Here is a 21,627-nt window from a genome sequence, read left to right on the forward strand (position 1 = left end):
TTTCCATTTTGACTAACAAAAGGTTTTGACATTTAACACGAACTGCCTGACACAAAAACTGAAACATTAACTCTCATATAATGTTGTGTTTATATAATATATATAAGTCATGGGAGTATTACAGCATATCCAACACCAGATCTCGGCACTTAATGATCTGATCAAAATAAATAACGACCGCATCGCCGGTTATCAAAAAGCATCGGATGATTCGACAGACAATGACCTGGTTTTACTGTTCAACGAATATGTTGATCAAAGTAAAAACAATGTAAGCGAGTTAAAAGAATATATACTATTTCTAGGAGGCCAGCCAACTGATGGCACTACGCTATCGGGTAAATTTTATCATACCTGGATTAACTTGAAAGCCGTGCTTATCAATAAAGACAGGCAGGGTATATTGGCGGACTGCGAATATGGCGAAGATGTGATCATCAAGGCATACAGAAAAGCACAGGACGATAAAGAGCTTATTTGGGAAGACGATAAAGTAGTAAACCTTTTAGCATGGCAGTTGGAGGGTTTTAAAACATCGCACGAAACTGTTAAGGCATTACGTGAAGCTGTAAACATTTAACTGTTTTACTATGAATAGCTCCGATCATTCCTTCTTTGATGAGTATAAACCATTACACGTGCCTCACGAATATTCGACTTCGGCATGCGTGCAAAATAACGTTGTGTTTGCACTTGCCCAGTTAGGAGAAGCAACGGCGGATGAAGTTGCCGTAAAACTAAGCCTGCTTGAACCAGGCACCCACCCCGGTACTCACCAAAAAAATGCCGACGATATACTTAATTACCTTTTTGATAAAGGATTGATAAAAGCAAACAATGTTGGTGGCCAATTAGCCTTTAATTTAAGCAAGATCAGGGAAGCTAACTCCGGCAAAGCCGATAGTCTTTTTAAGGATTAACCGGAGTTATTGGCTTAGCCGAGATGATGCTATCTACAACAAATACGCTAACACCCCTCCATGGCAGGGTATGGAGATATTCTTTATAATGCAGCTCCAGGTACGATCCGGCATTGTTGTTTAGTTGTTGCGCTACCTTTTCATCTGTTACCGAAAACATAAATTCGTTTGAAGCTATACTTCCCTGCGCTTGCGTACGTATACCGTTTTGTATCAGCCTGCCTTCATAGGTTTTGAAAACATATCCTTTTTTTACAAAATAATTCATGGTACCCGCTTTGGCACCTTCTCCAAAAACAAAATAAAAACGATAGTAAAAAAAACCTGCAAACAGTAACAATACAATTAATAAAAGAATTACCCTGGTTTTGATCTTCATGGATGGTGTTTTAAATTATTTAAAGCTACAAAAAGTTGAGATGCAGCGTACTATAAATCAAATAAAAATGGCCTTTGGCTCGCGGTTATTTCCTAAAGGTTAAATAAAAAATTTATTATTAATAATTACCCATATTGAGTTTAAACTCTAACTTTATCTGACTTTATCTAAAATTAATAAAAATGCCCGCCGAACTATCGCCTGTTTTGCCAGATGAGATTTTCAAAATCATATTCGAAAAATCGCCGGGCTCGCTGTTGGTAAAGGCCGATGCACCGCATTTTACAATTATGGCTGCTAACGAAGCCTATCTGACCATAACAAACGCCACCCGCGAACTAATTATTGGCAAAAGTTTTTTCCGGGTATTTCCAGACGATGATGATGACCCCGAAGATGAAACCGGTGCCCGTAAAACATTTGCCAAAGTAATACAAACAGGTCAAAAAATTGATATCCCAAGCTATCGTTACGATACCCGCGACCCGGAAACCGGGGATTACCGGGCAAGGTATTGGTCATGCAGCAATGTGCCATTTAATGGCCCCGATGGTAAGGTTGCTTATATTTTAAATACTATTGCCGAAATAACGGGCGAAGTAAACGCCAAAGAAGCTGCTATAGAAAGCGAAAACCGGTTGCGGCTTGCCGCCGAGGCTACGGGCTTTGCAACTTTTGATTGGGATTTTAAAGACGAAATAAGGTTGTGTTCGCCACAGTTAGCCGAATTATTCGGTCATCCGGCAGGCAGCAGGTTATCATCAATAGAAGCGTTTCAAAAGCAGGTGCTGCCCGAAGATAAACAGGTAATAACTAACGCCTTTAATGAAGCCCTAAAAACCGGCATTTATGCGTATGATATAAGAGTGATTTGGCCCGATAGCAGCATCCACTGGTTAAGCATCAAAGGTAAACTAGTTACCGGAGAGCGGCAAAAACCTGTTAGAATGCTGGGTACCGTTATTGATATAAGCGAAGTAAAGCGAGATGAGATAAGAAAAAATGATTTTATAGCCATGGCCAGCCATGAGTTAAAAACGCCATTGACTTCTATTAAATCATACATCCAGGTACTTTCAAAAAAATTAGCTGCAAATAATGATGCTTTTGTTGATAATGCTTTAAGTAAAGCCAATAACCAGGTTAATAAAATGACCGATTTGATTCATGGTTTTCTTGATCTTTCAAAGCTGGAATCGGGCAAGCTGCAGCTTAAACCGGAATTGTTTGATATGAACAAGCTTTTAGGCGATTGCATTGCCGAGTTGTTGCTGTCAACCTACAGTCATACCATAATTTTCAATGATTCAAATATTTTAACCGTCACCGGAGATAAAGAAAAACTTGGCCAGGTTATTGGTAATTTTTTAAGCAATGCTGTAAAATATTCGGCCAAGGGAACCAAGATTATGGTTAACAGTACCATCACCGATGGTTTTGTAATTGTAGCGGTTACTGACGAAGGAGTAGGCATCAAATTAAAAGATCATAAGAAGGTGTTTCATCGTTTTTACCGGGTTGATAACGAAAAAATAAAAAATGTCTCCGGCTTCGGCATAGGTCTTTACCTGTCAGCCGAGATTGTTCAAAGCCATAAAGGTAAAATTTGGGTTGAAAGCACCGAAGGGGTGGGTTCCACGTTTTATTTTAGTATCCCATTTTAATGGCCAGTGTTTACCGGCGTTAATTTTACCTTTTTATAGGACGATAGCATGAATTGCACCAGGTCGGTCATATTTACCGGTGGCTGATTGGTGGTCACGCTCAGTTTCTTTTTGTCGTTTTCAAAATCAATTTCAAAATAATAGTTAGGTGCATCAACTACCTGGTCTTGTTGCTGCCAGCCGTACATTTTTTTGAGTTCGCTATGCTTAAGCCAATAATTTAAGGTATCAAGCTGAGGCCTGGATAATTTTGCTGTAAACTCGCCTTTATAAGGATCGGCATACTCCCCTCCTCTTAAATGATAATCGCCATTTGGCGAAATTGTGATTTCAAGCTGTGGGCAATCTCCGTGACAGGTTGACGATAAAAAGCGTATGGCAGAGAATTTAACATCTTTATCATAACTGTTTTTAAAATTGGTAAACTCATAAGTGCCCGGACCAGCCAGCTTAACTGCGTTCGAGTCGATAGCTTTGATATAAAGCCGGCTTTGCGTCAGGTTCCTTATCAAAAATTTAAAATTGGTTTTGTGTTTAACCCTAAAGTTATCAGCGCTTGACGTATAAACATCAGTCATGATCAAAGTATCTTTTACAATGGCGTAATGACTTTTGAATTTATCGCTTCCAACAAAATTAAAGTTGACACGGCCTTTCTGAAAATAGAGATGCCCCAGGTCTTTATTAATCCAACGGATAGAATCCAGTTGTACTTTTTGAGCGTGCAACCCGCCAAAAACAATAACAAATGCAAATAACAAAAAGCCGCGCTTTATCATTTAGTATACTTATGAAATGCAGATTTGCTTTACAAACCCATATAATAGGATGTTAACGACGGAAAATCATTAAACTTGTGTTCGTAGTCATTAGTTTTTCCAAATCCGTAGCTCACAAATATAAAAGGTATACCTGCCAGGCGTGTCTGCTCCGCGTCACCTTGTGTATCGCCCACATATACTGGCGCTTTAAGCCCATGTTTTTCAATCAGCAAATGCATATTATAGTTCTTGGGCATGTTGTTTTCGCCATAAGCTATATAATCGGTAACATAATCGCCAATGTTTGCCCATGCTATAAATAGCGGTATAATGCCGACAGCGCAATTACTCAGCACAAAAACTTTATATTTTGTTGCCAATAATTTCAGCCCATCTATAACGCCTTCGTACATATTGCCACCACTTTGTGGTAATATCTGCCTCCTGGTTTCATTTACATCCATGTAAATTCCCTGGGCTATATTATCTTCAAAATCAGGCAATATGGCCTTGGTTAGCTTACTTCCCTCCATTCCGATAAGCCCCAGCAGTTCGGTACGGTTTATTACTCTATCTATAGCAAGTTTTTCAAAAGTTAAATTCCATGATGTGGTGTAAGTGTCAACGGCATCCCAAAGGGTTCCGTCCATATCAAAAATGAGGCTATCAGGCTTCTGCATATATAATTTTCAAGGGTTTTTGCTAAGATGTAAAATTAAGCTTAGGTATGAAAACGAAGTTCATACTTTCTTCATTATTAATCCTCACTTTTGAAATGTGATAAGGTTAATGTGGGCCAGCTTAGCAGGAGGTTGGTTCCATAGAGGTCTCCGCCGTAATACGCGGGGACTTTTTTATTTTATGCCAAATCTGCTCTATAGCGCCGTGCGGCACTTCCAAATGTAGTTTCGTGAATACCAATTAATCGATAGTTATACCATCACCTACCCTATAAATTTCGTGAAATTTGATACCAAGTTTATCAAAATGTTTTGCATATGCGTCATAGCGTTGTTTTATGAAAAACTCTTTAGCATAACCATCATGAACCGGCAATATTTGTTTTGGCTGTAGTTTATCAGCAAAACCCGAAATTCGTACTTCATTGGCAAAAGGTGCCATGGTTACCATAAGCAGCAACTCAATTCCTTTATATTCCAAAAGCTTATCTTCCATGGAGTCAACAGGGTGCAGTACTTTGTCGTTAATGATAAACCCGGTCATCTGGGGCAAGGGATTGTCCATAATTAACTCGTGCGTAACCGGGATAGCTTTTAAAATAAAGGGGCCAAAGTTTTGAGTGCCTTCTTCAAACATGGTGTAAACTATACCGGCTTTATCCAGCTCCCGCCCTACCTGGCTGTTGGTAATCACTATGGCGCCGCTCAAATCCAGGATACTCCTTAATATTTCCAGGTCGTAATGATCGGGGTGGATATGCGTTATCACAATGGCTTTTACATCCGCAAACATTTGTGTGGTAACATCGCCCTCGGCAAACGAGAATTTACCTGGATCAAATAATATCTTATAATCATCCAATTCAAATACAAGGCAGGAATGGAGGTATTTAGAAATCTTCATACACAATTAACACGATTTAAGGATTTAACAAGATTTACAGGATTAGCTTCAATAAAGTATACACCCAACAGGCACAATAAGTTTAATAATTTTTACACAAGTAAAAGCACTATATTAAAGGTGCCTTTTTTTTAAAATCCTGTTAAATCATTAAATGGTGTTCAAATCCCGAAATTGTGTTTATAGCAACTCTGTGGCCAAATTCGCCAATTCGCTCCGCTCCCCTTTTTGCAAGGTGATGTGCGCGTAAAGCGGGTGCCCTTTAGCTTTATCAATCAGATACGATAAGCCATTACTCTCGGCATCAAGGTAAGGTGTATCAATCTGGTAAATATCGCCTGTAAAAACAAACTTGCTGTTTTCGCCTGCGCGGGATATGATGGTTTTTACCTCGTGCGGGGTAAGGTTTTGGGCTTCGTCGACAATAAAGAAGATTTTACTTAGCGTACGGCCGCGGATAAAAGCCAACGGCGCAATGGATATTTTATCGTTGCTTACCAACTCATCTATTTTAGCCTGCATTTTATCGTCGTCGGCAAACTGATCTTTGATGAATTTAAGGTTGTCCCAAATGGGGGCCATGTAAGGGTCAATCTTGGATTTGATATCTCCCGGTAAAAAACCAATATCTTTATTGCTTAGCGGTACTATAGGGCGGGTAACAAAAATTTGGCGGTAATATTTACGCTGCTCCAGTGCACTGGCCAGCGCCAGCAAGGTTTTGCCGGTGCCTGCATTACCCTGTATAGTTACCAGTTTAATATCGGGATGTAGCAAAGCATGTATAGCAAAAGCCTGCTCAATGTTGCGGGGCGATATATTAAATACAGGTTGCTCAGTAACTTTTTCCAGTTGTTGCGTTGCTGCATTATAAAAACCAGATACATCGCTTTTTTTTCCTTTTAATATATAAAAGTGATTGTTGGTATACTGTGGTACACTTAGGCTTTCGGCGGGCAGGTTTTCCTGCTTGTTGAACTGGGAAATTAGTTTTTCGGTAACCTTATCTACATCCGTTTTGCCGGTGTACAGCTCGGCAAGGTTTTTTATTTTACCGGTTTCGTAGTCTTCAGCATGCAGGTTAAGCGATTTGGCTTTAAGCCTGAGGCAGATATCTTTTGATACCAGCACCACTTTTTTTGCGGGGTATTCTTCCTGTAGACCTAAGGCAACGTTCAATATGCGATGGTCTATTTTGTCCGATCCAAAAACTTCTTCCGCATCGGCAGCCGTGGTTTTCACATCCATGGCAACTTTAAAACTGCCTTTACTTTTCCCGTTTAGCGGAATCCAATCGTTTACCAGGTTGTTTTTCGACAGGTCATCCATCAGGCGGATGAAACTCCGGGCCTCAAAGTTTCGGGTATCGTTGCCGTTCTTTTTATTATCCAGCTCTTCCAATACCTGTATGGGTATGGCAACATCATGCTCCTGGAAATTTTGAAAGGCGTTGTGATCATACAGGATCACGGAGGTATCTAAAACGAATATCTTCTTCTGGTTACGCTGGCCGTCCTTATTCATATCCCACTAAATTAGGTTTTTTAACCTTTGTTCAAAACGAAAAAACATTCTGAACATAAAAAAACCTTATAAAAGCGAAAACGGGAGCCTCCTCTTGCGATTTGAACTCCCGTTTCCAAACCCCTGTTCAACCGTAGTTTCCCAGTGGCATCAAGTTTTGTGTATCCTTAACCGATATGCCTTCGTCTGTCGTTCTCGCGAACTACCCACTACCGCAATATCCCCAGTTCTGTTTTGGCTCTCCGTAAAGCTCCGCATCGTTCCTGGTACCTACTTTAATCACAATCTTTTTTCAAAGACTTTCGTAATTTTCATTTTTTCATGTGACTCAGTGAACTTCTTTTGATCTTTAGCTCCTCCGAAGATTCGCCCGATTCAATTTTTGTTTTCCTGAAAGGCTGTCAAAGTACGTCGTTCTTGATGATTACAATATAAGGACTAAAAGGCACCTTTGTCAAGCAAAAAATAAATTTGTTATATACACGTTATTAACAAACATTGTTAATAACAAAATCATTATAAATAGCTTATTAATAATAATTTAAGTAATTAAATCCGATTTAGCCTTCAGGTTATCAACATAAACCTTATCAACAAAAATAGGCGAAAAGGCCTTTTTGCCACATTTGTAAAAAGCGTAAAATCATCAAAACGCTAAATTTTTTCAGTTAAATGCCGCCAATATCTTTTTGGAATATGTCTTAAATGGAGCTTTGTATTCTTCCTGGCTACAATATTTACGCTGGTAAAATAGCTCTTCCAAAGTTGCTGGTAAACCTGCTCATCTTGGGTAAAAACAGTTACTACATCGGTAGGTTTATTAACTTCCGAAAAATCAAGCGTCATATACTGGGTATCATGTAGATCATAATGAATGCCGTACCTGCGTTTAATATCATAAATGATCCATTTTTGATCGGTATACCGGTTTTTAAAATGCCTGATAAGTAAGGGAAGTACATTAAAGTCCGGCTCAACGGCAGCATAATAAATTTCGTCCTTAAGTTTCCGGAAACGGATAAACGCTTCCATCCTATGCTTTTCCCGCCTTACCATCTTCAAAATCTCTGATAGGCGCATCACGTATTTATTGCCGTAATCTTCTTCAACGTTTACATCAGTATCAAAAACATACCGGATAAAGCCAACAATGGCACCCTCTTCATTTTCCATTTCGGCCATATGGGCAATGTACAGGCGTTGAATACCCGCGGCCGAGAGTTTTTTTCTTAGCCCCTTCAGCACCCTGTTGGCACGGCGCTCGTCTGTTATTACCTGTAACACTTCTTCAAACATGGCACTGCTGTGCCACTCCCCTTTTATCAGTTTTACGTGAAACAGTTTGCGGTCGTATATCTCAAATACGGCGGTAAGCAAACCTTCAAATGTTCCATCGTAAACAAGTGTATACATCGTCAAAACAGGTTAAGTTGGGTTTGCGTGTTTTTGATGTATTTGCTTTGCGATTCGGCCAGGATAAATTGTTTGATGTTGTTACCGGTTAAGTCCCGGCGTTCAAACTCATTACTTTTACAAATAATAAAGTAACGGGCTCGGTTAAGGGCTACCCCTATCTTTTTTAACTGCTCCCAGCTTAATTTAGCAAACTTGCGCGCGCTTACTATTTTCTGCGCAGATAGTAAGCCGATACCCGGCACACGTAAAATCATTTGCACATCAGCTTTATTAATATCGATAGGAAAAGCCTGCATATTACGGATAGCCCAACTCAATTTGGGGTCGATATCCAGATCGAGCAAGGGATTTTGAGTGGTTACTATTTCATTAACATGAAAACCGTAAAAACGCATTAGCCAGTCGGCCTGGTAAAGGCGGTTCTCGCGTACCATTGGTACCGATGTATTCAGGGCTGGTAAACGCTTATCGGCCAAAACAGGCACATAACCCGAATAATAAACACGCTTCAGGTGGAAATTTTTATAAAAATAACTGGCCGATTGCAACACCTGTTGATCACTTTCGGGGGTGGCGCCGATAATTACCTGGGTACTTTGCCCGGCTGGCGCAAACAGGGGCGCTTTTTTAAAAAGCTTCTTTTCTTCGGTCCGCAGGATGATTTCATTTTTCAGGAAGTTCATTGGATTTATCATATCCTGCCTGTTTTTTTCGGGAGCTAATAATTTTAGCCCGGCTTCTGTAGGCATTTCCAGGTTTACACTCAATCTATCGGCATACAAACCAGCTTCGCGCATCAGCTCGTCACTTGCGCCGGGGATGGATTTTAAGTGTATGTACCCGTTAAAATTACATTCGGTGCGAAGCTTTTTAGCTACCCTCACCAAACGTTCCATGGTATAATCAGCATCTTTAAAAATACCCGAACTTAAAAACAGGCCCTCGATATAATTTCGCCGGTAAAAATTAATAGTAAGGTCAACAACTTCCTGAACCGTAAATGCTGCCCGTTTGATATCGTTGTTTTTGCGTGATACGCAATACGCGCAGTCAAAAATGCAGTGATTGGTAAGCAGTATTTTAAGTAAGGAAACACATCGCCCATCCTCTGTATAACTATGGCAAATACCGTTGCTGGCATTGCCAAGTCCTTTGTTTTCATTTTTACGCTTACTGCCGCTTGAGGCGCATGACACATCATATTTAGCGGCATCAGCCAAAATATTCAACTTCTCTGTTATCCTTTCTACATTCATATCAATTCAAAAATACTAATAAATTTAGCAATTTGAATTAATTTGGAATTTATTTTCTGAACCTGGATAAAGCGGATTACAGAGATTTTACCGGCAAGTTTTTTTAAAAAATCCGAGAAATTTAATAAATCTGCCAAGTCCAGGTTCAGACAAATCTCATTTTCTCCAAACATAACAACCTGTTCTCCGTTGGTTCTAAAAAGAGTTTTGAATCATGGAAAAAGTATATACCGCTGTAGTAACAGCAAAAGGCGGCCGCGACGGCCATATAAAATCTGAAGACGGCGTAATCGATATGGAGCTAAAAGCTCCCGCGGCTATGGGAGGCGAAGATGGTTATCCCAACCCCGAACTATTGTTTGCCGGTGCATGGGGTGCTTGTTACCTGGGCGCGCTTGGTTCGGTAGGTATCAGGGATGGCGTTAACGTTACACAGGCTACGGTTGATGTGCATATAACCTTTAATAAGGAAGGTGCATCATCATACGCGCTATCTGCCGAGCTTCATGTCCATATTCCGGGCATTGACTGGGATGTGGCCCAAAAACTGGCTGATGCTGCACATAAGGGTTGCCCGTACTCCAAAGCAACAAGGGGTAATATTGAAGTAAAGGTGATAGCCGATTGATTTTTGCGAACATGTTTTAAAGCAAAAAGCGGATGGGGTTGCCCTCATCCGCTTTTTGCTTATTATATTAAAAATTGTTGCTTATTTACCGGCAAGCAATCCATCAAGCGTAACCGATACATAATATAAGCCTCCGATAGTTGGGCCGCCTGCGTACTGATAATAACGTTTGTTAAAAATATCCGTTGCGCCAACTTTAAATGTAGCATAGTAAGCCGGAACACGATAAGTAACCTGGGCATCAAATGTGCCAATTGCAGGCACCTTGCCTGTTACCAGCGGGCTTTCCCACAGGAATGATTCCTGCCATTTGTAAACGATGTTAAAGCCTACATTTTTGGCCACTTCGCGGTTACCGAACGATACGTTGCCTGACCATTCCGGTGTATTGAAACCGGTAACAAAAATATCAGATGTGGTTTGAGCTTTCAGTTTATTAAAGCTCACGTTACCCGATAAGGTATATCTTTTATAGAAGTTATAGCTGATACCTGCCGATGAACCATAGTTATGGTAAATGTTTTTAGCATTGGTGTAAACGCGGTACCTGCTTTGCCCCTGGCTGGCAGCATTGCTTGAGGTACCGGTAGTTGGGTCGCGGTTTACATCAAGCATAGCTAATACAGAAGCGTCTGTACCTACGGTGGTGCCATTGGGTACAAATACCTGAACCTGGCCCAAAAATCCGTCGTAACGGTTGGTGTAGGCATCAATATCAATAAACACTTTATTATCTAATACAATTCCTTTGTAGCCTACTTCATATGAAGTAATCTGCTCCGGGCGTGCAGGTGGCAAATCGGCCACTTTCAACAGGTTCCGGTTGGCTAGGGCAACCTGGTCGGTACCGCCGCCGGCATTAACAACCGAGTTAAAATTAGCTACCGAAGTTTGCGTATAACTATTGCCCAAATAACCTAAACCATCGTTAATAAATGGCAAACTGCCTACACGTTTAACACGGCCGTTGTTTACATATGACAACGCTTCAAATAATGAAGGGAAGCGGTAACCATTCTGGAACGTGAACCTGAAATTATGGTTCTCATTCAGGGTATACACTGCTGCTAAACGAGGTGTAAATTTAGGGTCGAAATAAGGGTTATAATCCCATCTAACCGATCCGAATAATTTCAGCTTTTCGTCGAAGAACGTTTTGGTTACTTGTGTAAATGCACCGTATTTTTTGTAAATCACATCTTTACCAAAGCTACCGTCGGCCAAAGGCGTGTTCCTATCGGCAATAGGGCGGCTAAAATCAACAAAGTTGTTACCATCCGGGGTAATGGCATAAACGCGCACATCACCGCCAACCAACAGATCAACCACCTTAACGCGGTTTGTTAAATCCCATTGGGCTTCCGCATTATACATATGGCTTTTTTGCACCAGTGCCGCACCACCGGTTACAGGCGCGTTTGGTATCAGGCTTGATTTAATATCCCAGTTATTGATGCCGATAATGGTTTTTCTTAAAGCGTCAAATTCGGGTGTGCCGGGTTCTACCCTGCCCTTATCTGCTGCAGCTCTTGCGGCCTGCTCGGCGGCGGCCAGGTTTGCAGATGTTAGGCCTCCGTTTGCAGATCCGTAGGCGTTTAATGCGTTTTTAAAGGTAGTACCCCAGGCCGAGTTACTGGCGTGGTTCAAATCCAGGTTATCTGCCAGCGGTTTTACGTTGAATGAGTTACCGGTATTTTCTATCGATTCATAAGCGCGAACCAAAAACTCTTTCCCTTTTAATTCAACTTTATGGTTTTGAACTGTTGCTCCCTGTAACGATATTTTGTTACCACGCTGAAACACACCGTCGAGCCTGCCGTAACGGTAGGTGTAAGATAGAATAGTGTTAGGCGTTAATTTATATGATAATGTACCATCCAGTTTCAGGTTGGTAACTTTCGGATCAACCAAATCAACTTCGTTGTATCCTGTGCGGGCAACAGTAAGCCCAGGCATTGCTTTACCATCTACCGTAAGGCCTTTTACAACAACGGTATTACTTCCGGCAAGAGCATCATCTCCATATTTGTTCCAGCCGTCATAAGCAGCATTGCTGGTACCTGTTAAAGGTGGAAAGCCGGGATTTGCGGTTTTCAAGTTGTACGGATTTTGATCTTTACGGGTATCAGACTGCCAGTCTTTACCTTGCATATAGCTAAAGTTTACTTTAACGGCAAACTTATCATTGAATGCTTTTGCATAGCGCAACGCGGTTTCGTTAAGTGCGCTTGCACCTAACCTGTCGTTGCCTACGTGGTTCACACCTTCGCGGTGATAAACGCTTAAGCCCTGGTATTTAAAAGGATCTTTGGTTATTAAGTTTGATAAACCGTTAATGGCGTTTGTGCCATAAAGGGCCGCTGCCGCACCCGGGGTAATTTCTATACTGGCAATATCCAGCTCGGTTGGGCCAATAGCGTTGCCCAGTGGTACACCTAAAGTTGCCGATTGCATATCAACGCCATCAACCAGTTGCATAAACCTAAAGTTATTTGGGCTATTGAAACCACGTGTGTTTGGCACTTTAAGGGTTAAACTGGTGGTAGTCATCTGTACGCCCTTTACGTTTTCCAAAGCATCGTAAAAGCTTGGGCCAGGCGATTGCTTAAGCGCGTTAATACTCAGTTTTTCGATAGCAACCGGCGAACGTAAAAGCTTCTCTTCTTTACGCGACGCCGTTACCACCACCTCGTTAATCAGTAACGATTGGCTGCTAAGCTGGATGTTCAGGGCACTGTTGGCGTTTTTAATGAAAAATTCTTGTGGCTGGAAACCCACTGCGGTGAAAACCAGGGTATAGGGTAATTTTGCGCTGGTGGTTAATGAGAATTTGCCGGTACTATCGGATGCTGTGCTGTTGGTAGTGCCTTTTATGCTCACAGTAGTACCTACTAACGGTTGGCCGTGGTCGTCTTTTACAAAACCGCTAATAATGTAAGAGCCATTAAGTTGAGCATGGCTTATCGCCGGGACAAAAAGTACAAAAAGTGCTATAAGCCTAAACGAATTTATGATTGTTTTCATGAAAAGGATTGGTATAATTAAATATCTGTTTGTGTTTTAAGGATGTAGATAGCATGAGTATTGTAACTATCAACAGCAACACATGACATTTAACTGCGTTTTTGAATGAGCCGAAGTAATAAGAGTGTAAATATTATACATAGTCTATTGGATTAGTCGACAAAAATAGAAATTTTTTTGTCGGTGTCAAGACTCAATTCATATTTTTCGAGAATATCTACCATTTTAGTGGATTTATTTTCAAATAATCCCGCCCTCTTCCCTCTCAATTTTGTAATATTGGCGGCTCAACACGTACTAGTTCATAATGTCTTTCAATTATCAGCGCATCATCATCAAAATCGGCTCCAATGTTTTTACCCAGGAAAACGGCCTGCCCGACCTGCAGCGTATCGAACATTTGGTTGGCCAGATAGCCGCTATTAAAAAGCAAGGAAAAGAAGTGATCCTGGTATCATCCGGCGCGGTTGCTTCGGGCCGAAGCTTGATCACCATATCCGAAAAATACGATGCCATTGCGGCAAGGCAGCTTTTAGCCTCTATCGGGCAGGTAAAGCTTATCAATACTTATTCGCAGCTGTTTGAACGTTTTGATATCCTTTGCTCGCAGGTACTGGTTACCAAAGAGGATTTCAGGGACAGAATGCATTATTTAAACATGAAAAACTGCCTTGATCTGCTGCTGCAACACCAGGTGATACCGGTAGTTAACGAAAACGATGTGGTATCGGTTACCGAACTGATGTTTACCGATAACGATGAACTGGCCGGATTAATTGCATCTATGCTAAATGCACAGGCATTAATTGTTTTAACCAATGTTGATGGCATTTATAATGGCGACCCTAAAGCGCCGGGCTCGGCTGTAATTGAAGAGGTCGCTGGCTCGGTAGTTGATTTTGCAGCGTTTGTTTCATCAGGAAAATCGCAGTTTGGACGTGGGGGGATGATCACCAAATCAACCATGTCGCAAAAAACGGCGCAATTGGGTATCGCTGTGCACATCGCCAATGGCAAGCGGGATAATATCCTGACAGATGTATTGGAGAATAGAGTTACCCATACCCGGTTTATTCCCAATAAAACAGCTTCTGGCAAAAAGAAATGGTTAGCCCATTCCGAAAAATCGGCCACGGGGGCCGTGTTGGTTAACGCTGGCGCTAAAGCTGCACTTGTATCCAACAAAGCTACAAGCTTGTTACCCGTTGGAATAGCTGAGGTATTAACCGACTTTAAAAAAGGCGATATAATTAAGCTGATGGATGAAAGCCAAAAGCTGATAGGCCTGGGTATTGCCGAATACGGATCGGACAAGGCTAAAGAGCGCATCGGGCAAAAAAACCAAAAGCCTTTGGTGCATTACGATTATCTTTACTTACAAGGTTAACAATGAGTTATAATAAATATTTTGATGATGCCCGGGCTGCAGGCCGCAAGCCTACCCTCGCCCCTGCTCTTATTAACCAGGTTTTATTGGACGTGGCTGCCGAAGCTGTTGCCCAAACAGACCTTATACTGGCCGAAAATCAGAAAGACCTTGACCTGATGGATCCGAAAGATCCTAAATACGACCGCCTGAAACTGACAGCTGCCCGCATAGAAGGCATCGCCGCCGATATGATCAGTGTTGCGGGCCTGGATAGCCCGTTAGGCAGGCAACTTTCAGAAGCGCAGATGCCCAATGGCCTGTCTATTTCAAAGGTGCGCGTACCATTAGGTGTTATTGGTGTAATTTATGAAGCCAGGCCTAATGTTACTTTTGATGTATTTGCCCTTTGCTTTAAAACAGGCAATATCAGTATTTTAAAAGGCGGCAGCGATGCCGACCATTCTAACCGGGCTATTATCGGTGTAATTCATAAAGTATTAAACGAGCATCACATAGATACCCATGTTGCAACCCTTTTACCTGCAGAACGCGAGGCCACGGCCGCTTTATTAAATGCCATTGGGTATGTTGATGTGCTGATACCGCGGGGCAGCCAATCGCTTATTGATTTTGTGAGGGATAACAGTAAAGTACCGGTTATTGAAACCGGGGCCGGTATTGTTCATACTTACTTTGACTTAACCGGCGACCTGGAAAAAGGTGCCGAGATTATTGCCAATGCCAAAACCCGCAGGGTAAGCGTATGCAACGCACTTGATTGCCTCATTATTCATATTGAAAGGCTAAGTGACCTGCCCAGGTTAAGTCATATTCTTGGAGAGAAAGAAGTTGAGTTATTTGCTGATGAACGGGCTTACGAAGAGTTAAAAACCACTTATCCCGGCGCTTTATTGCATAAAGCACAGCCCGAGCATTTTGGAACCGAATTTTTATCGATGAAGATGGCTATCAAAACGGTTGACAGCTTTGAAGCGGCACTTGAATATATTGCCGTTAATAGTTCTAAACACAGCGAGGCTATTATATCTGAAGACGCCGAAAACATTGCCACTTTTTTAAATGATGTTGATGCTGCAGCAGTTTATGCCAACGCATCCACAGCCTTCACAGACGGCGCGCAATTTGGTTTAGGTGCCGAGATTGGCATAAGTACACAAAAACTTCATGCACGGGGCCCTATGGCGCTTGAAGAGCTCACCAGTTACAAATGGATTGTTAAAGGCAACGGGCAAACCAGGAATCCTTAAAATATCATTTATCCAAATGTGCGCCTAAACCGTTAATAACAGTGACCATGCACGCCGTTATCGCGCAGGTTTATGATTAAAAGAAATAATCGAAAAAGTTTATTCCACAAAAAAAGGCGCCCTCAAGAAGGCACCTTAATTTTTTCTCTTCTCTGCTGTCGGCACTCACTTAATCAAATAGTTCGCTACGGCAATAAAGCAAATGATCATCAAGATCACTCCTTGAAGCTTTTGTTCTAACGTTAATTGGCTTATCATTTTAAATTAATTAGGGTAAAGCAAATTTATATTGTAATCCGAATGTTACAATAGGTATTTTCATTTTTACGTTTATTTTAATAAATAGTTATAAAACTTTTAGAATCGTCAACCGCACATTTAATCTTTAAAAAAATAGCAACAAATGTGTTTTAACATTAAAATTGTGTTAGTGTGACACCATGTTAAAAACGCGATTTTCAGCTATAAAAAATTTTTTTTTCGCGTTTATTTCAACCATTTAATATAAACGTAAATTTTATATTAATAAACACTACATGAGTAGAATAAAACACCCCATATTATTGGGAGTCTCCATCCTACTGTTATCTGACTTTTTTTCTCAATTGGTTAGATATTTATTTTCATAAACACTTGCAATAAATGTATCATTCCCGTTACATTTATTGCAGATTATAAACCAAACCAAAATGCCAAAGCACATCATGATCGTATATCTTTTAGTGGCCTGTACTATTGCAGGTATACTGCTTAATTCGCGTATTAAGCAATGGCTTAACAAAAAAGGGTAACTTTAAATTGGCCCGACGAGTTTCGGCTAATACGCCCACATTAACCAAAAAAGCAAAAGCCTGTTGTTTATTCAACGGGCTTTTATGTTGAGAGTAACTTTCACGTTAAAAATACATCCCTTATACCTATCTATATTTACACTTTATATAAAATATATAAATTCCTTATTATCAAAATAAATTAACCAACAATTAATAAGAATAAAAGGATAATTATAAATATTGCAATAGCAAATCGGGCACTTTGATTGCACAATAACGATTCGGAAAACTGAATAAATGTTAACATAAGGTTACCTTGTGCCTTTTATTGTATTAACACCAAACCAAACCCAACCTCAATCGCCAATTATGATAATTATAAAAAACATCCTGAAGATAATTTTAAGAACCGTATTGGGCATTGTAGCATTTGTCGCCCTTTTCCTGTTGGCGGCTTTTTTACTTTCGATATGGACTGTTAAAAAAGAATCCGGCACTTCGGCCGACGTGGCCATATACATTCTTACCAATGGCGATCACACCGACATTGTGGTTCCGGTAAAAAGCCAGGTAACAGATTGGAGCAGGGAGATGCCGTATCAAAACACAACGGGCCGCGATACCACAGCAAAATACCTGGCGGTGGGCTGGGGCGATAAGGGTTTTTACCTCAACACCCCTACCTGGTCGCAATTAAAGTTTAGTACGGCGTTTAAGGCTGCCTTTGCTTTAAGCAAATCGGCCATTCACGCTACCTACTATCATGCAATGCCGGAGAATAACAATTGCAAAAAGATCATGATCAGCAATGAGCAGTATAAAAGGCTAATAGCTTTTGTTAACGGGAGCTTTAAACGAAACAGCGCCGGCAATGTCATCAACATAAAAACAAATGCCAACTACGGCACCAGCGACGCTTTTTACGAAGCCAACCGCAAATACAACATGTTTTACACCTGCAACACATGGGCCAACAACGCCTTAAAAGCCTGCGGCCAAACCGCCTGCATGTGGACACCGTTTGACAGGGGGATATTTTATCATTATCGTTAATCCGGAAGTCGGAAAGTCCGAAAGTCCGGGAAGTCGGAAAGTCTCATTGTGAAAAATCAATAGCCTACATATAGCCTACATCCATCTTAACTTTCGGATTTTCCGACTTCCCCGACTTTCGGACTACTCGCAACAATTTACTATACCCTGACCTAACCGCTATATCAACATAAAACACAAAAGCGTATCTTTGCGCCCATTATGAGTAAGCATGGCAGGATCTTAGTGGCAATGAGCGGTGGCGTTGATAGTTCGGTAGCAGCAGTTATGCTGCATGAGCAGGGCTATGAAGTTATCGGGCTCACCATGAAAACCTGGGACTATGCCTCATCGGGCGGAAGCTCGAAAGAAACAGGCTGCTGCAGCCTTGATAGCATTAATGATGCCCGTGCTTTGGCCGTTGGCTATGGCTTCCCGCATTATATCCTGGATATCCGCAATGAGTTTGGCGATTTTGTAATTGATAACTTTGTTGACGAGTACCTGGCCGGCCGTACCCCCAACCCATGTGTGTTGTGCAATACCCACATTAAATGGGAAGCTTTATTAAAACGCGCCGATAAACTGGATTGCGAATTTATAGCTACAGGGCACTACGCCAATATCCGTTTACAGGATAATGGCCGTTACGTGATATCAAAAGGTAAAGACGAAAATAAAGATCAGTCGTACGTGCTTTGGGGAGTTTCTCAAAAAAACCTGGCGCGCACCAAGTTCCCCTTAGGCAGTTTTTCTAAACCCGAGATCAGGCAAATGGCTATGGATATGGGTCAAATTGAACTTGCCGGTAAAAGTGAAAGCTACGAGATTTGCTTTGTGCCTGATAATGACTACAGATCGTTTTTAAGGCATAAGGTCGAAAATTTGGAAGAACGTGTTGCCGGCGGCAACTTTGTGCTTGCAAACGGCACCATAGTGGGCAAGCACCAGGGATATCCCTTTTATACCATCGGCCAGCGTAAAGGATTAGGCATTGCGCTGGGGCAACCTATGTTTGTAACCAGTATCGATCCTAACACCAATACCGTAGTATTAGGTACTGCCGATGAATTGGAACGCAAACAGGCCTGGGTTAAAAACCTAAACCTGGTAAAATACGCCAGCATTACCGAGCCTATCGAAGCCATTACCAAAATACGTTATAAAGATGCTGGTACCACCAGCAGCATTGTACAAATGGGAGAGCATATGAAGGTTGATTTTCACCATAATGTATCTGGTATCGCACCCGGGCAATCGGCAGTTTTTTATGAAGGCAACGACCTTTTGGGCGGCGGATTTTTAATGTAGTTTCATTTTGAGCGGCAAATAGTGTAAAACCAGGGGTATCTAACGGGATACATAACAGGGTAAAACATCAAAAAAACAGCCTTTAAAAACGCTCTTGAAACATTACTACATCTTTTCAAAATTGAGGCATTCGTACAATCTTCACAGCTAATATTCCAACGTTTTTAGCAAAACTAATTGGCGTTTCGCTTTCTTTATGTTTTATTTGCAAAAAATAACTGCTTAAATGGCCAAAAATTTACTGATAGTTGAATCTCCGGCGAAAGCCAAAACCATCGAGGGTTACCTTGGGAAAGACTTTATTGTGAAGTCGAGCTACGGGCATATCCGCGATTTGGTAAAGTCTGAAGATGCGATAGATATAGGTAACAACTTCGCTCAAAAATATGAGGTACCTGCCGATAAAAAGCAGGTAGTAAGCGAATTGAAGAAATTAGCTAAAGAAGCAGAGATGGTTTGGCTGGCATCGGATGAGGACCGCGAGGGAGAAGCCATATCATGGCACTTATTTGATACTTTAGGATTGAAAGATGCTACCACCAAACGCATCGTTTTTCACGAAATAACCAAACCAGCCATTTTAAAGGCAATTGATACGCCACGTAAAATTGACTACAATTTGGTAAATGCACAGCAGGCACGCCGTGTATTAGACAGGCTGGTGGGTTTTGAACTCTCGCCTGTTTTGTGGAAAAAGGTTAAGCCATCGCTTTCTGCAGGCCGTGTACAATCAGTAGCAGTGCGGCTGATTGTTGACAGGGAACGCGAAGTAAATAAATTTACTGCCGAAGCTGCTTTTAAAATAGTAGCCATATTTGGTAAGGGTAAAGATGCTTTTAAAGCCGAACTGGCCGAACGTTATGCCAAGCCTGAAGATGCAGAGAAATTTTTACAGGATTGTATCGGTGCCGATTTTGACGTACGCTCGCTGGAAACCAAACCAGCCAAACGCTCACCGGCTGCACCTTTTACCACATCCACCTTACAGCAGGAAGCCAGCAGGAAACTGGGCTACTCGGTAGCACGCACCATGCAGGTAGCACAACGTTTGTACGAGGCCGGGTATATTACCTACATGCGTACCGACTCGGTAAATTTATCAGATACCGCGTTAAATGCTGCTCAAAGTGAAATCGTATCAGCTTATGGCGAAAAATACCATCAGCTAAGAAAATATAAAACCAAAAACGCAAGTGCGCAGGAAGCTCACGAAGCTATCAGGCCAACCTATTTCAACAATCATACTATAACAGGCGAATCGAACGAGAAACGCCTGTATGAACTGATCTGGAAACGGGCTATAGCCTCACAAATGAGTGAAGCGCAGTTTGAGAAAACCACCGCAAAGATCAGTATATCAACCCGTAAAGAGGATTTAACAGCCAATGGCGAGGTGATGAAGTTTGATGGTTTCCTGAAGGTTTACCTTGAATCAAGCGATGATGAGGATGAGCCGCAACAGGATGGCGAAAACGCAATGTTGCCACCTTTAACCCGTGGCCAGCGTTTGGCGCTGCAGGAAATGTCGGCAACAGAACGCTTCTCGCGTCCGCCGGCAAGGTATACTGAGGCCAGCCTGGTGAAAAAGTTAGAGGAGTTGGGTATCGGCCGCCCATCTACCTACGCCCCTACCATCTCTACCATCCAAAACCGCGGTTACGTGGTTAAAGAAGAGCGCGAAGGTAAAGTGCGCAATTTTAGGCTGATGGTCCTGAAAGATGGCCAGATTGTTAAAGAACAAAAAACGGAGAATACCGGCGCCGAGCGCGGCAAGTTATTCCCTACCGATATTGGCGCAGTTGTAAACGACTTTTTGGTACAATACTTTAAAGAAATTGTAGATTTTAACTTTACCGCCAGCGTTGAAAAACAATTTGACGAGATAGCCCAGGGTTTAAAAGACTGGACAGCCATGCTGCACGATTTTTATAACCCTTTCCATAAAGGTGTGCAAAGCACTATTGAAACAGCCGATAAAGCAACCGGTGAACGTGAATTGGGTGTGCACCCTGAAAATGGTAAAAAAATATCTGTACGTATTGGCCGCTACGGCCCCTTTGTACAGGTTGGCGAAAGTGCAACCGAGGAGAACGAAGAAAAGCCGTTATACGCCAGTTTAAGAACCGGCCAAAGCATTGAAACCATTACTATTGATGAGGCCCTTGAATTATTTAAGCTGCCCAAAGTTGTTGGCGAATATGAAGGTAAGGTAATGAAAGTGGCTATCGGTCGTTTCGGCCCATACATTAGCCATAACAGCGCATTTGTATCGTTACCTAAGGATATTGACCCCTTGGATGTAACGGTAGACCAGGCGATAGAACTTATAGAAGCCAAACGTAAAAAAGATGCCGAGAGACTGATTAAAGCGTTTGACGAAGACCCCGAAGTAAAAGTATTAAACGGCCGCTGGGGGCCATATATTGAATTTGGCAAACTTAACGTTAAGATACCCAAGGATAAAGATCCTTTGACCTTAACTTATGAAGAGTGCAAGGCCCTGGCTGATGCCATGCCTAAGGACACCAAAAAAGGCCGCTTTGGTAAAACGGTAGCAGCTGCAAAACCCGCAGCCAAAAAAGCCCCAGCCAAGAAAAAAGCGCCGGCTAAGAAGAAATAGGTTATTGGCGAATGGTTGATTTGGTGAGTAGTTGGATTGAAACAATTGTTTGGAAAATATTGATTAAGTAAGTGGTTGAAGTAAATGTTATTTATTGA

The 21,627-nt window shown here is 41.7% G+C and carries 17 protein-coding genes; 9 read left to right on the forward strand and 8 right to left on the reverse strand.

Annotated features, from left to right (window positions below; translation table 11 throughout):
* Positions 1–109 precede the first annotated feature (109 nt).
* On the forward strand, positions 110–580 hold the full coding sequence (locus AC1DU2_RS23665) for a ferritin-like domain-containing protein (protein ID WP_477368587.1): 471 nt from the start codon (positions 110–112) through the stop codon (positions 578–580).
* Between the two features lie 10 nt (positions 581–590).
* Positions 591–920: a hypothetical protein gene (locus AC1DU2_RS23670; protein WP_477387370.1), complete on the forward strand. Its 330-nt coding sequence runs from the start codon at positions 591–593 to the stop codon at positions 918–920.
* Here AC1DU2_RS23670 and AC1DU2_RS23675 read toward each other — a convergent pair.
* The gene (locus tag AC1DU2_RS23675) at positions 910–1,299 is read right to left on the reverse strand and encodes a hypothetical protein (RefSeq protein WP_477387372.1); all 390 of its coding nucleotides are present in this window, start codon (positions 1,297–1,299) and stop codon (positions 910–912) included. The genes AC1DU2_RS23670 and AC1DU2_RS23675 overlap by 11 nt on opposite strands.
* Positions 1,300–1,481: 182 nt before the next feature.
* On the opposite strand from AC1DU2_RS23675, the gene AC1DU2_RS23680 reads away from it, so the two are divergent.
* Positions 1,482–2,963, forward strand: coding sequence for an ATP-binding protein (locus AC1DU2_RS23680; protein WP_477387374.1), 1,482 nt, complete (start codon positions 1,482–1,484; stop codon positions 2,961–2,963).
* Here AC1DU2_RS23680 and AC1DU2_RS23685 read toward each other — a convergent pair.
* From AC1DU2_RS23685 to AC1DU2_RS23710, 6 genes are all read right to left on the reverse strand, one after another.
* A complete protein-coding gene (locus tag AC1DU2_RS23685) occupies positions 2,960–3,742 on the reverse strand; it encodes a DUF6438 domain-containing protein (protein ID WP_477387376.1) in 783 nt (260 codons plus the stop codon). The genes AC1DU2_RS23680 and AC1DU2_RS23685 overlap by 4 nt on opposite strands.
* A 29-nt stretch (positions 3,743–3,771) precedes the next feature.
* Positions 3,772–4,404: an HAD family hydrolase gene (locus AC1DU2_RS23690; RefSeq protein WP_477387378.1), complete on the reverse strand. Its 633-nt coding sequence runs from the start codon at positions 4,402–4,404 to the stop codon at positions 3,772–3,774.
* A gap of 241 nt (positions 4,405–4,645) precedes the next feature.
* Positions 4,646–5,308, reverse strand: a complete 663-nt coding sequence (locus AC1DU2_RS23695; RefSeq protein WP_477387380.1) for an MBL fold metallo-hydrolase — start codon at positions 5,306–5,308, stop codon at positions 4,646–4,648.
* A 180-nt stretch (positions 5,309–5,488) separates the two neighbouring features.
* On the reverse strand, positions 5,489–6,832 hold the full coding sequence (locus AC1DU2_RS23700; protein WP_477387382.1) for a PhoH family protein: 1,344 nt from the start codon (positions 6,830–6,832) through the stop codon (positions 5,489–5,491).
* Positions 6,833–7,486: 654 nt separating this feature from the next.
* Positions 7,487–8,245 carry a TIGR03915 family putative DNA repair protein gene (locus AC1DU2_RS23705; RefSeq protein ID WP_477387384.1) on the reverse strand — a complete coding sequence of 253 codons (759 nt, stop codon included), beginning with the start codon at positions 8,243–8,245 and terminating at the stop codon, positions 7,487–7,489.
* A 2-nt stretch (positions 8,246–8,247) separates the two neighbouring features.
* Positions 8,248–9,504 (reverse strand): putative DNA modification/repair radical SAM protein, encoded by a 1,257-nt coding sequence (locus AC1DU2_RS23710; protein ID WP_477387386.1) that lies wholly within the window; start codon positions 9,502–9,504, stop codon positions 8,248–8,250.
* A 214-nt stretch (positions 9,505–9,718) separates the two neighbouring features.
* Here AC1DU2_RS23710 and AC1DU2_RS23715 point away from each other — a divergent pair, with 214 nt between their 5' ends.
* The gene (locus AC1DU2_RS23715) at positions 9,719–10,132 is read left to right on the forward strand and encodes an Ohr family peroxiredoxin (protein ID WP_477367424.1); all 414 of its coding nucleotides are present in this window, start codon (positions 9,719–9,721) and stop codon (positions 10,130–10,132) included.
* A gap of 81 nt (positions 10,133–10,213) precedes the next feature.
* Here AC1DU2_RS23715 and AC1DU2_RS23720 read toward each other — a convergent pair whose 3' ends face one another.
* The gene (locus tag AC1DU2_RS23720; RefSeq protein ID WP_477387388.1) at positions 10,214–13,156 is read right to left on the reverse strand and encodes a TonB-dependent receptor; all 2,943 of its coding nucleotides are present in this window, start codon (positions 13,154–13,156) and stop codon (positions 10,214–10,216) included.
* Between the two features lie 307 nt (positions 13,157–13,463).
* Here AC1DU2_RS23720 and proB point away from each other — a divergent pair, with 307 nt between their 5' ends.
* The 5 genes from proB (at position 13,464) to topA (ending at position 21,529) form a co-directional block, all read left to right on the forward strand.
* Positions 13,464–14,543: a glutamate 5-kinase gene (gene proB / locus AC1DU2_RS23725; protein WP_477367416.1), complete on the forward strand. Its 1,080-nt coding sequence runs from the start codon at positions 13,464–13,466 to the stop codon at positions 14,541–14,543.
* A 2-nt stretch (positions 14,544–14,545) separates the two neighbouring features.
* On the forward strand, positions 14,546–15,793 hold the full coding sequence (locus tag AC1DU2_RS23730) for a glutamate-5-semialdehyde dehydrogenase (RefSeq protein ID WP_477387390.1): 1,248 nt from the start codon (positions 14,546–14,548) through the stop codon (positions 15,791–15,793).
* Between the two features lie 1,142 nt (positions 15,794–16,935).
* Positions 16,936–17,619, forward strand: a complete 684-nt coding sequence (locus AC1DU2_RS23735) for a TIGR02117 family protein (protein ID WP_477387392.1) — start codon at positions 16,936–16,938, stop codon at positions 17,617–17,619.
* 201 nt (positions 17,620–17,820) lie between these two features.
* On the forward strand, positions 17,821–18,909 hold the full coding sequence (gene mnmA / locus AC1DU2_RS23740) for a tRNA 2-thiouridine(34) synthase MnmA (RefSeq protein WP_477387394.1): 1,089 nt from the start codon (positions 17,821–17,823) through the stop codon (positions 18,907–18,909).
* Between the two features lie 226 nt (positions 18,910–19,135).
* Complete coding sequence (topA, locus tag AC1DU2_RS23745; RefSeq protein ID WP_477387396.1) at positions 19,136–21,529, forward strand: type I DNA topoisomerase; 2,394 nt, start codon at positions 19,136–19,138, stop codon at positions 21,527–21,529.
* Positions 21,530–21,627 lie beyond the last annotated feature (98 nt).

This window comes from Mucilaginibacter sp. P4_C11 (assembly GCF_056402115.1).

Excerpts from the sequence above, each read along its gene's own strand:
- AC1DU2_RS23665 (WP_477368587.1), top strand. The coding sequence starts at position 110 with ATGGGAGTATTACAGCATATCCAACACCAGATCTCGGCACTTAATGAT.
- AC1DU2_RS23670 (WP_477387370.1), top strand. The coding sequence starts at position 591 with ATGAATAGCTCCGATCATTCCTTCTTTGATGAGTATAAACCATTACAC.
- AC1DU2_RS23675 (WP_477387372.1), bottom strand. The coding sequence starts at position 1,299 with ATGAAGATCAAAACCAGGGTAATTCTTTTATTAATTGTATTGTTACTG.
- AC1DU2_RS23680 (WP_477387374.1), top strand. The coding sequence starts at position 1,482 with ATGCCCGCCGAACTATCGCCTGTTTTGCCAGATGAGATTTTCAAAATC.
- AC1DU2_RS23685 (WP_477387376.1), bottom strand. The coding sequence starts at position 3,742 with ATGATAAAGCGCGGCTTTTTGTTATTTGCATTTGTTATTGTTTTTGGC.
- AC1DU2_RS23690 (WP_477387378.1), bottom strand. The coding sequence starts at position 4,404 with ATGCAGAAGCCTGATAGCCTCATTTTTGATATGGACGGAACCCTTTGG.
- AC1DU2_RS23695 (WP_477387380.1), bottom strand. The coding sequence starts at position 5,308 with ATGAAGATTTCTAAATACCTCCATTCCTGCCTTGTATTTGAATTGGAT.
- AC1DU2_RS23700 (WP_477387382.1), bottom strand. The coding sequence starts at position 6,832 with ATGAATAAGGACGGCCAGCGTAACCAGAAGAAGATATTCGTTTTAGAT.
- AC1DU2_RS23705 (WP_477387384.1), bottom strand. The coding sequence starts at position 8,245 with ATGTATACACTTGTTTACGATGGAACATTTGAAGGTTTGCTTACCGCC.
- AC1DU2_RS23710 (WP_477387386.1), bottom strand. The coding sequence starts at position 9,504 with ATGAATGTAGAAAGGATAACAGAGAAGTTGAATATTTTGGCTGATGCC.
- AC1DU2_RS23715 (WP_477367424.1), top strand. The coding sequence starts at position 9,719 with ATGGAAAAAGTATATACCGCTGTAGTAACAGCAAAAGGCGGCCGCGAC.
- AC1DU2_RS23720 (WP_477387388.1), bottom strand. The coding sequence starts at position 13,156 with ATGAAAACAATCATAAATTCGTTTAGGCTTATAGCACTTTTTGTACTT.
- proB (WP_477367416.1), top strand. The coding sequence starts at position 13,464 with ATGTCTTTCAATTATCAGCGCATCATCATCAAAATCGGCTCCAATGTT.
- AC1DU2_RS23730 (WP_477387390.1), top strand. The coding sequence starts at position 14,546 with ATGAGTTATAATAAATATTTTGATGATGCCCGGGCTGCAGGCCGCAAG.
- AC1DU2_RS23735 (WP_477387392.1), top strand. The coding sequence starts at position 16,936 with ATGATAATTATAAAAAACATCCTGAAGATAATTTTAAGAACCGTATTG.
- mnmA (WP_477387394.1), top strand. The coding sequence starts at position 17,821 with ATGAGTAAGCATGGCAGGATCTTAGTGGCAATGAGCGGTGGCGTTGAT.
- topA (WP_477387396.1), top strand. The coding sequence starts at position 19,136 with ATGGCCAAAAATTTACTGATAGTTGAATCTCCGGCGAAAGCCAAAACC.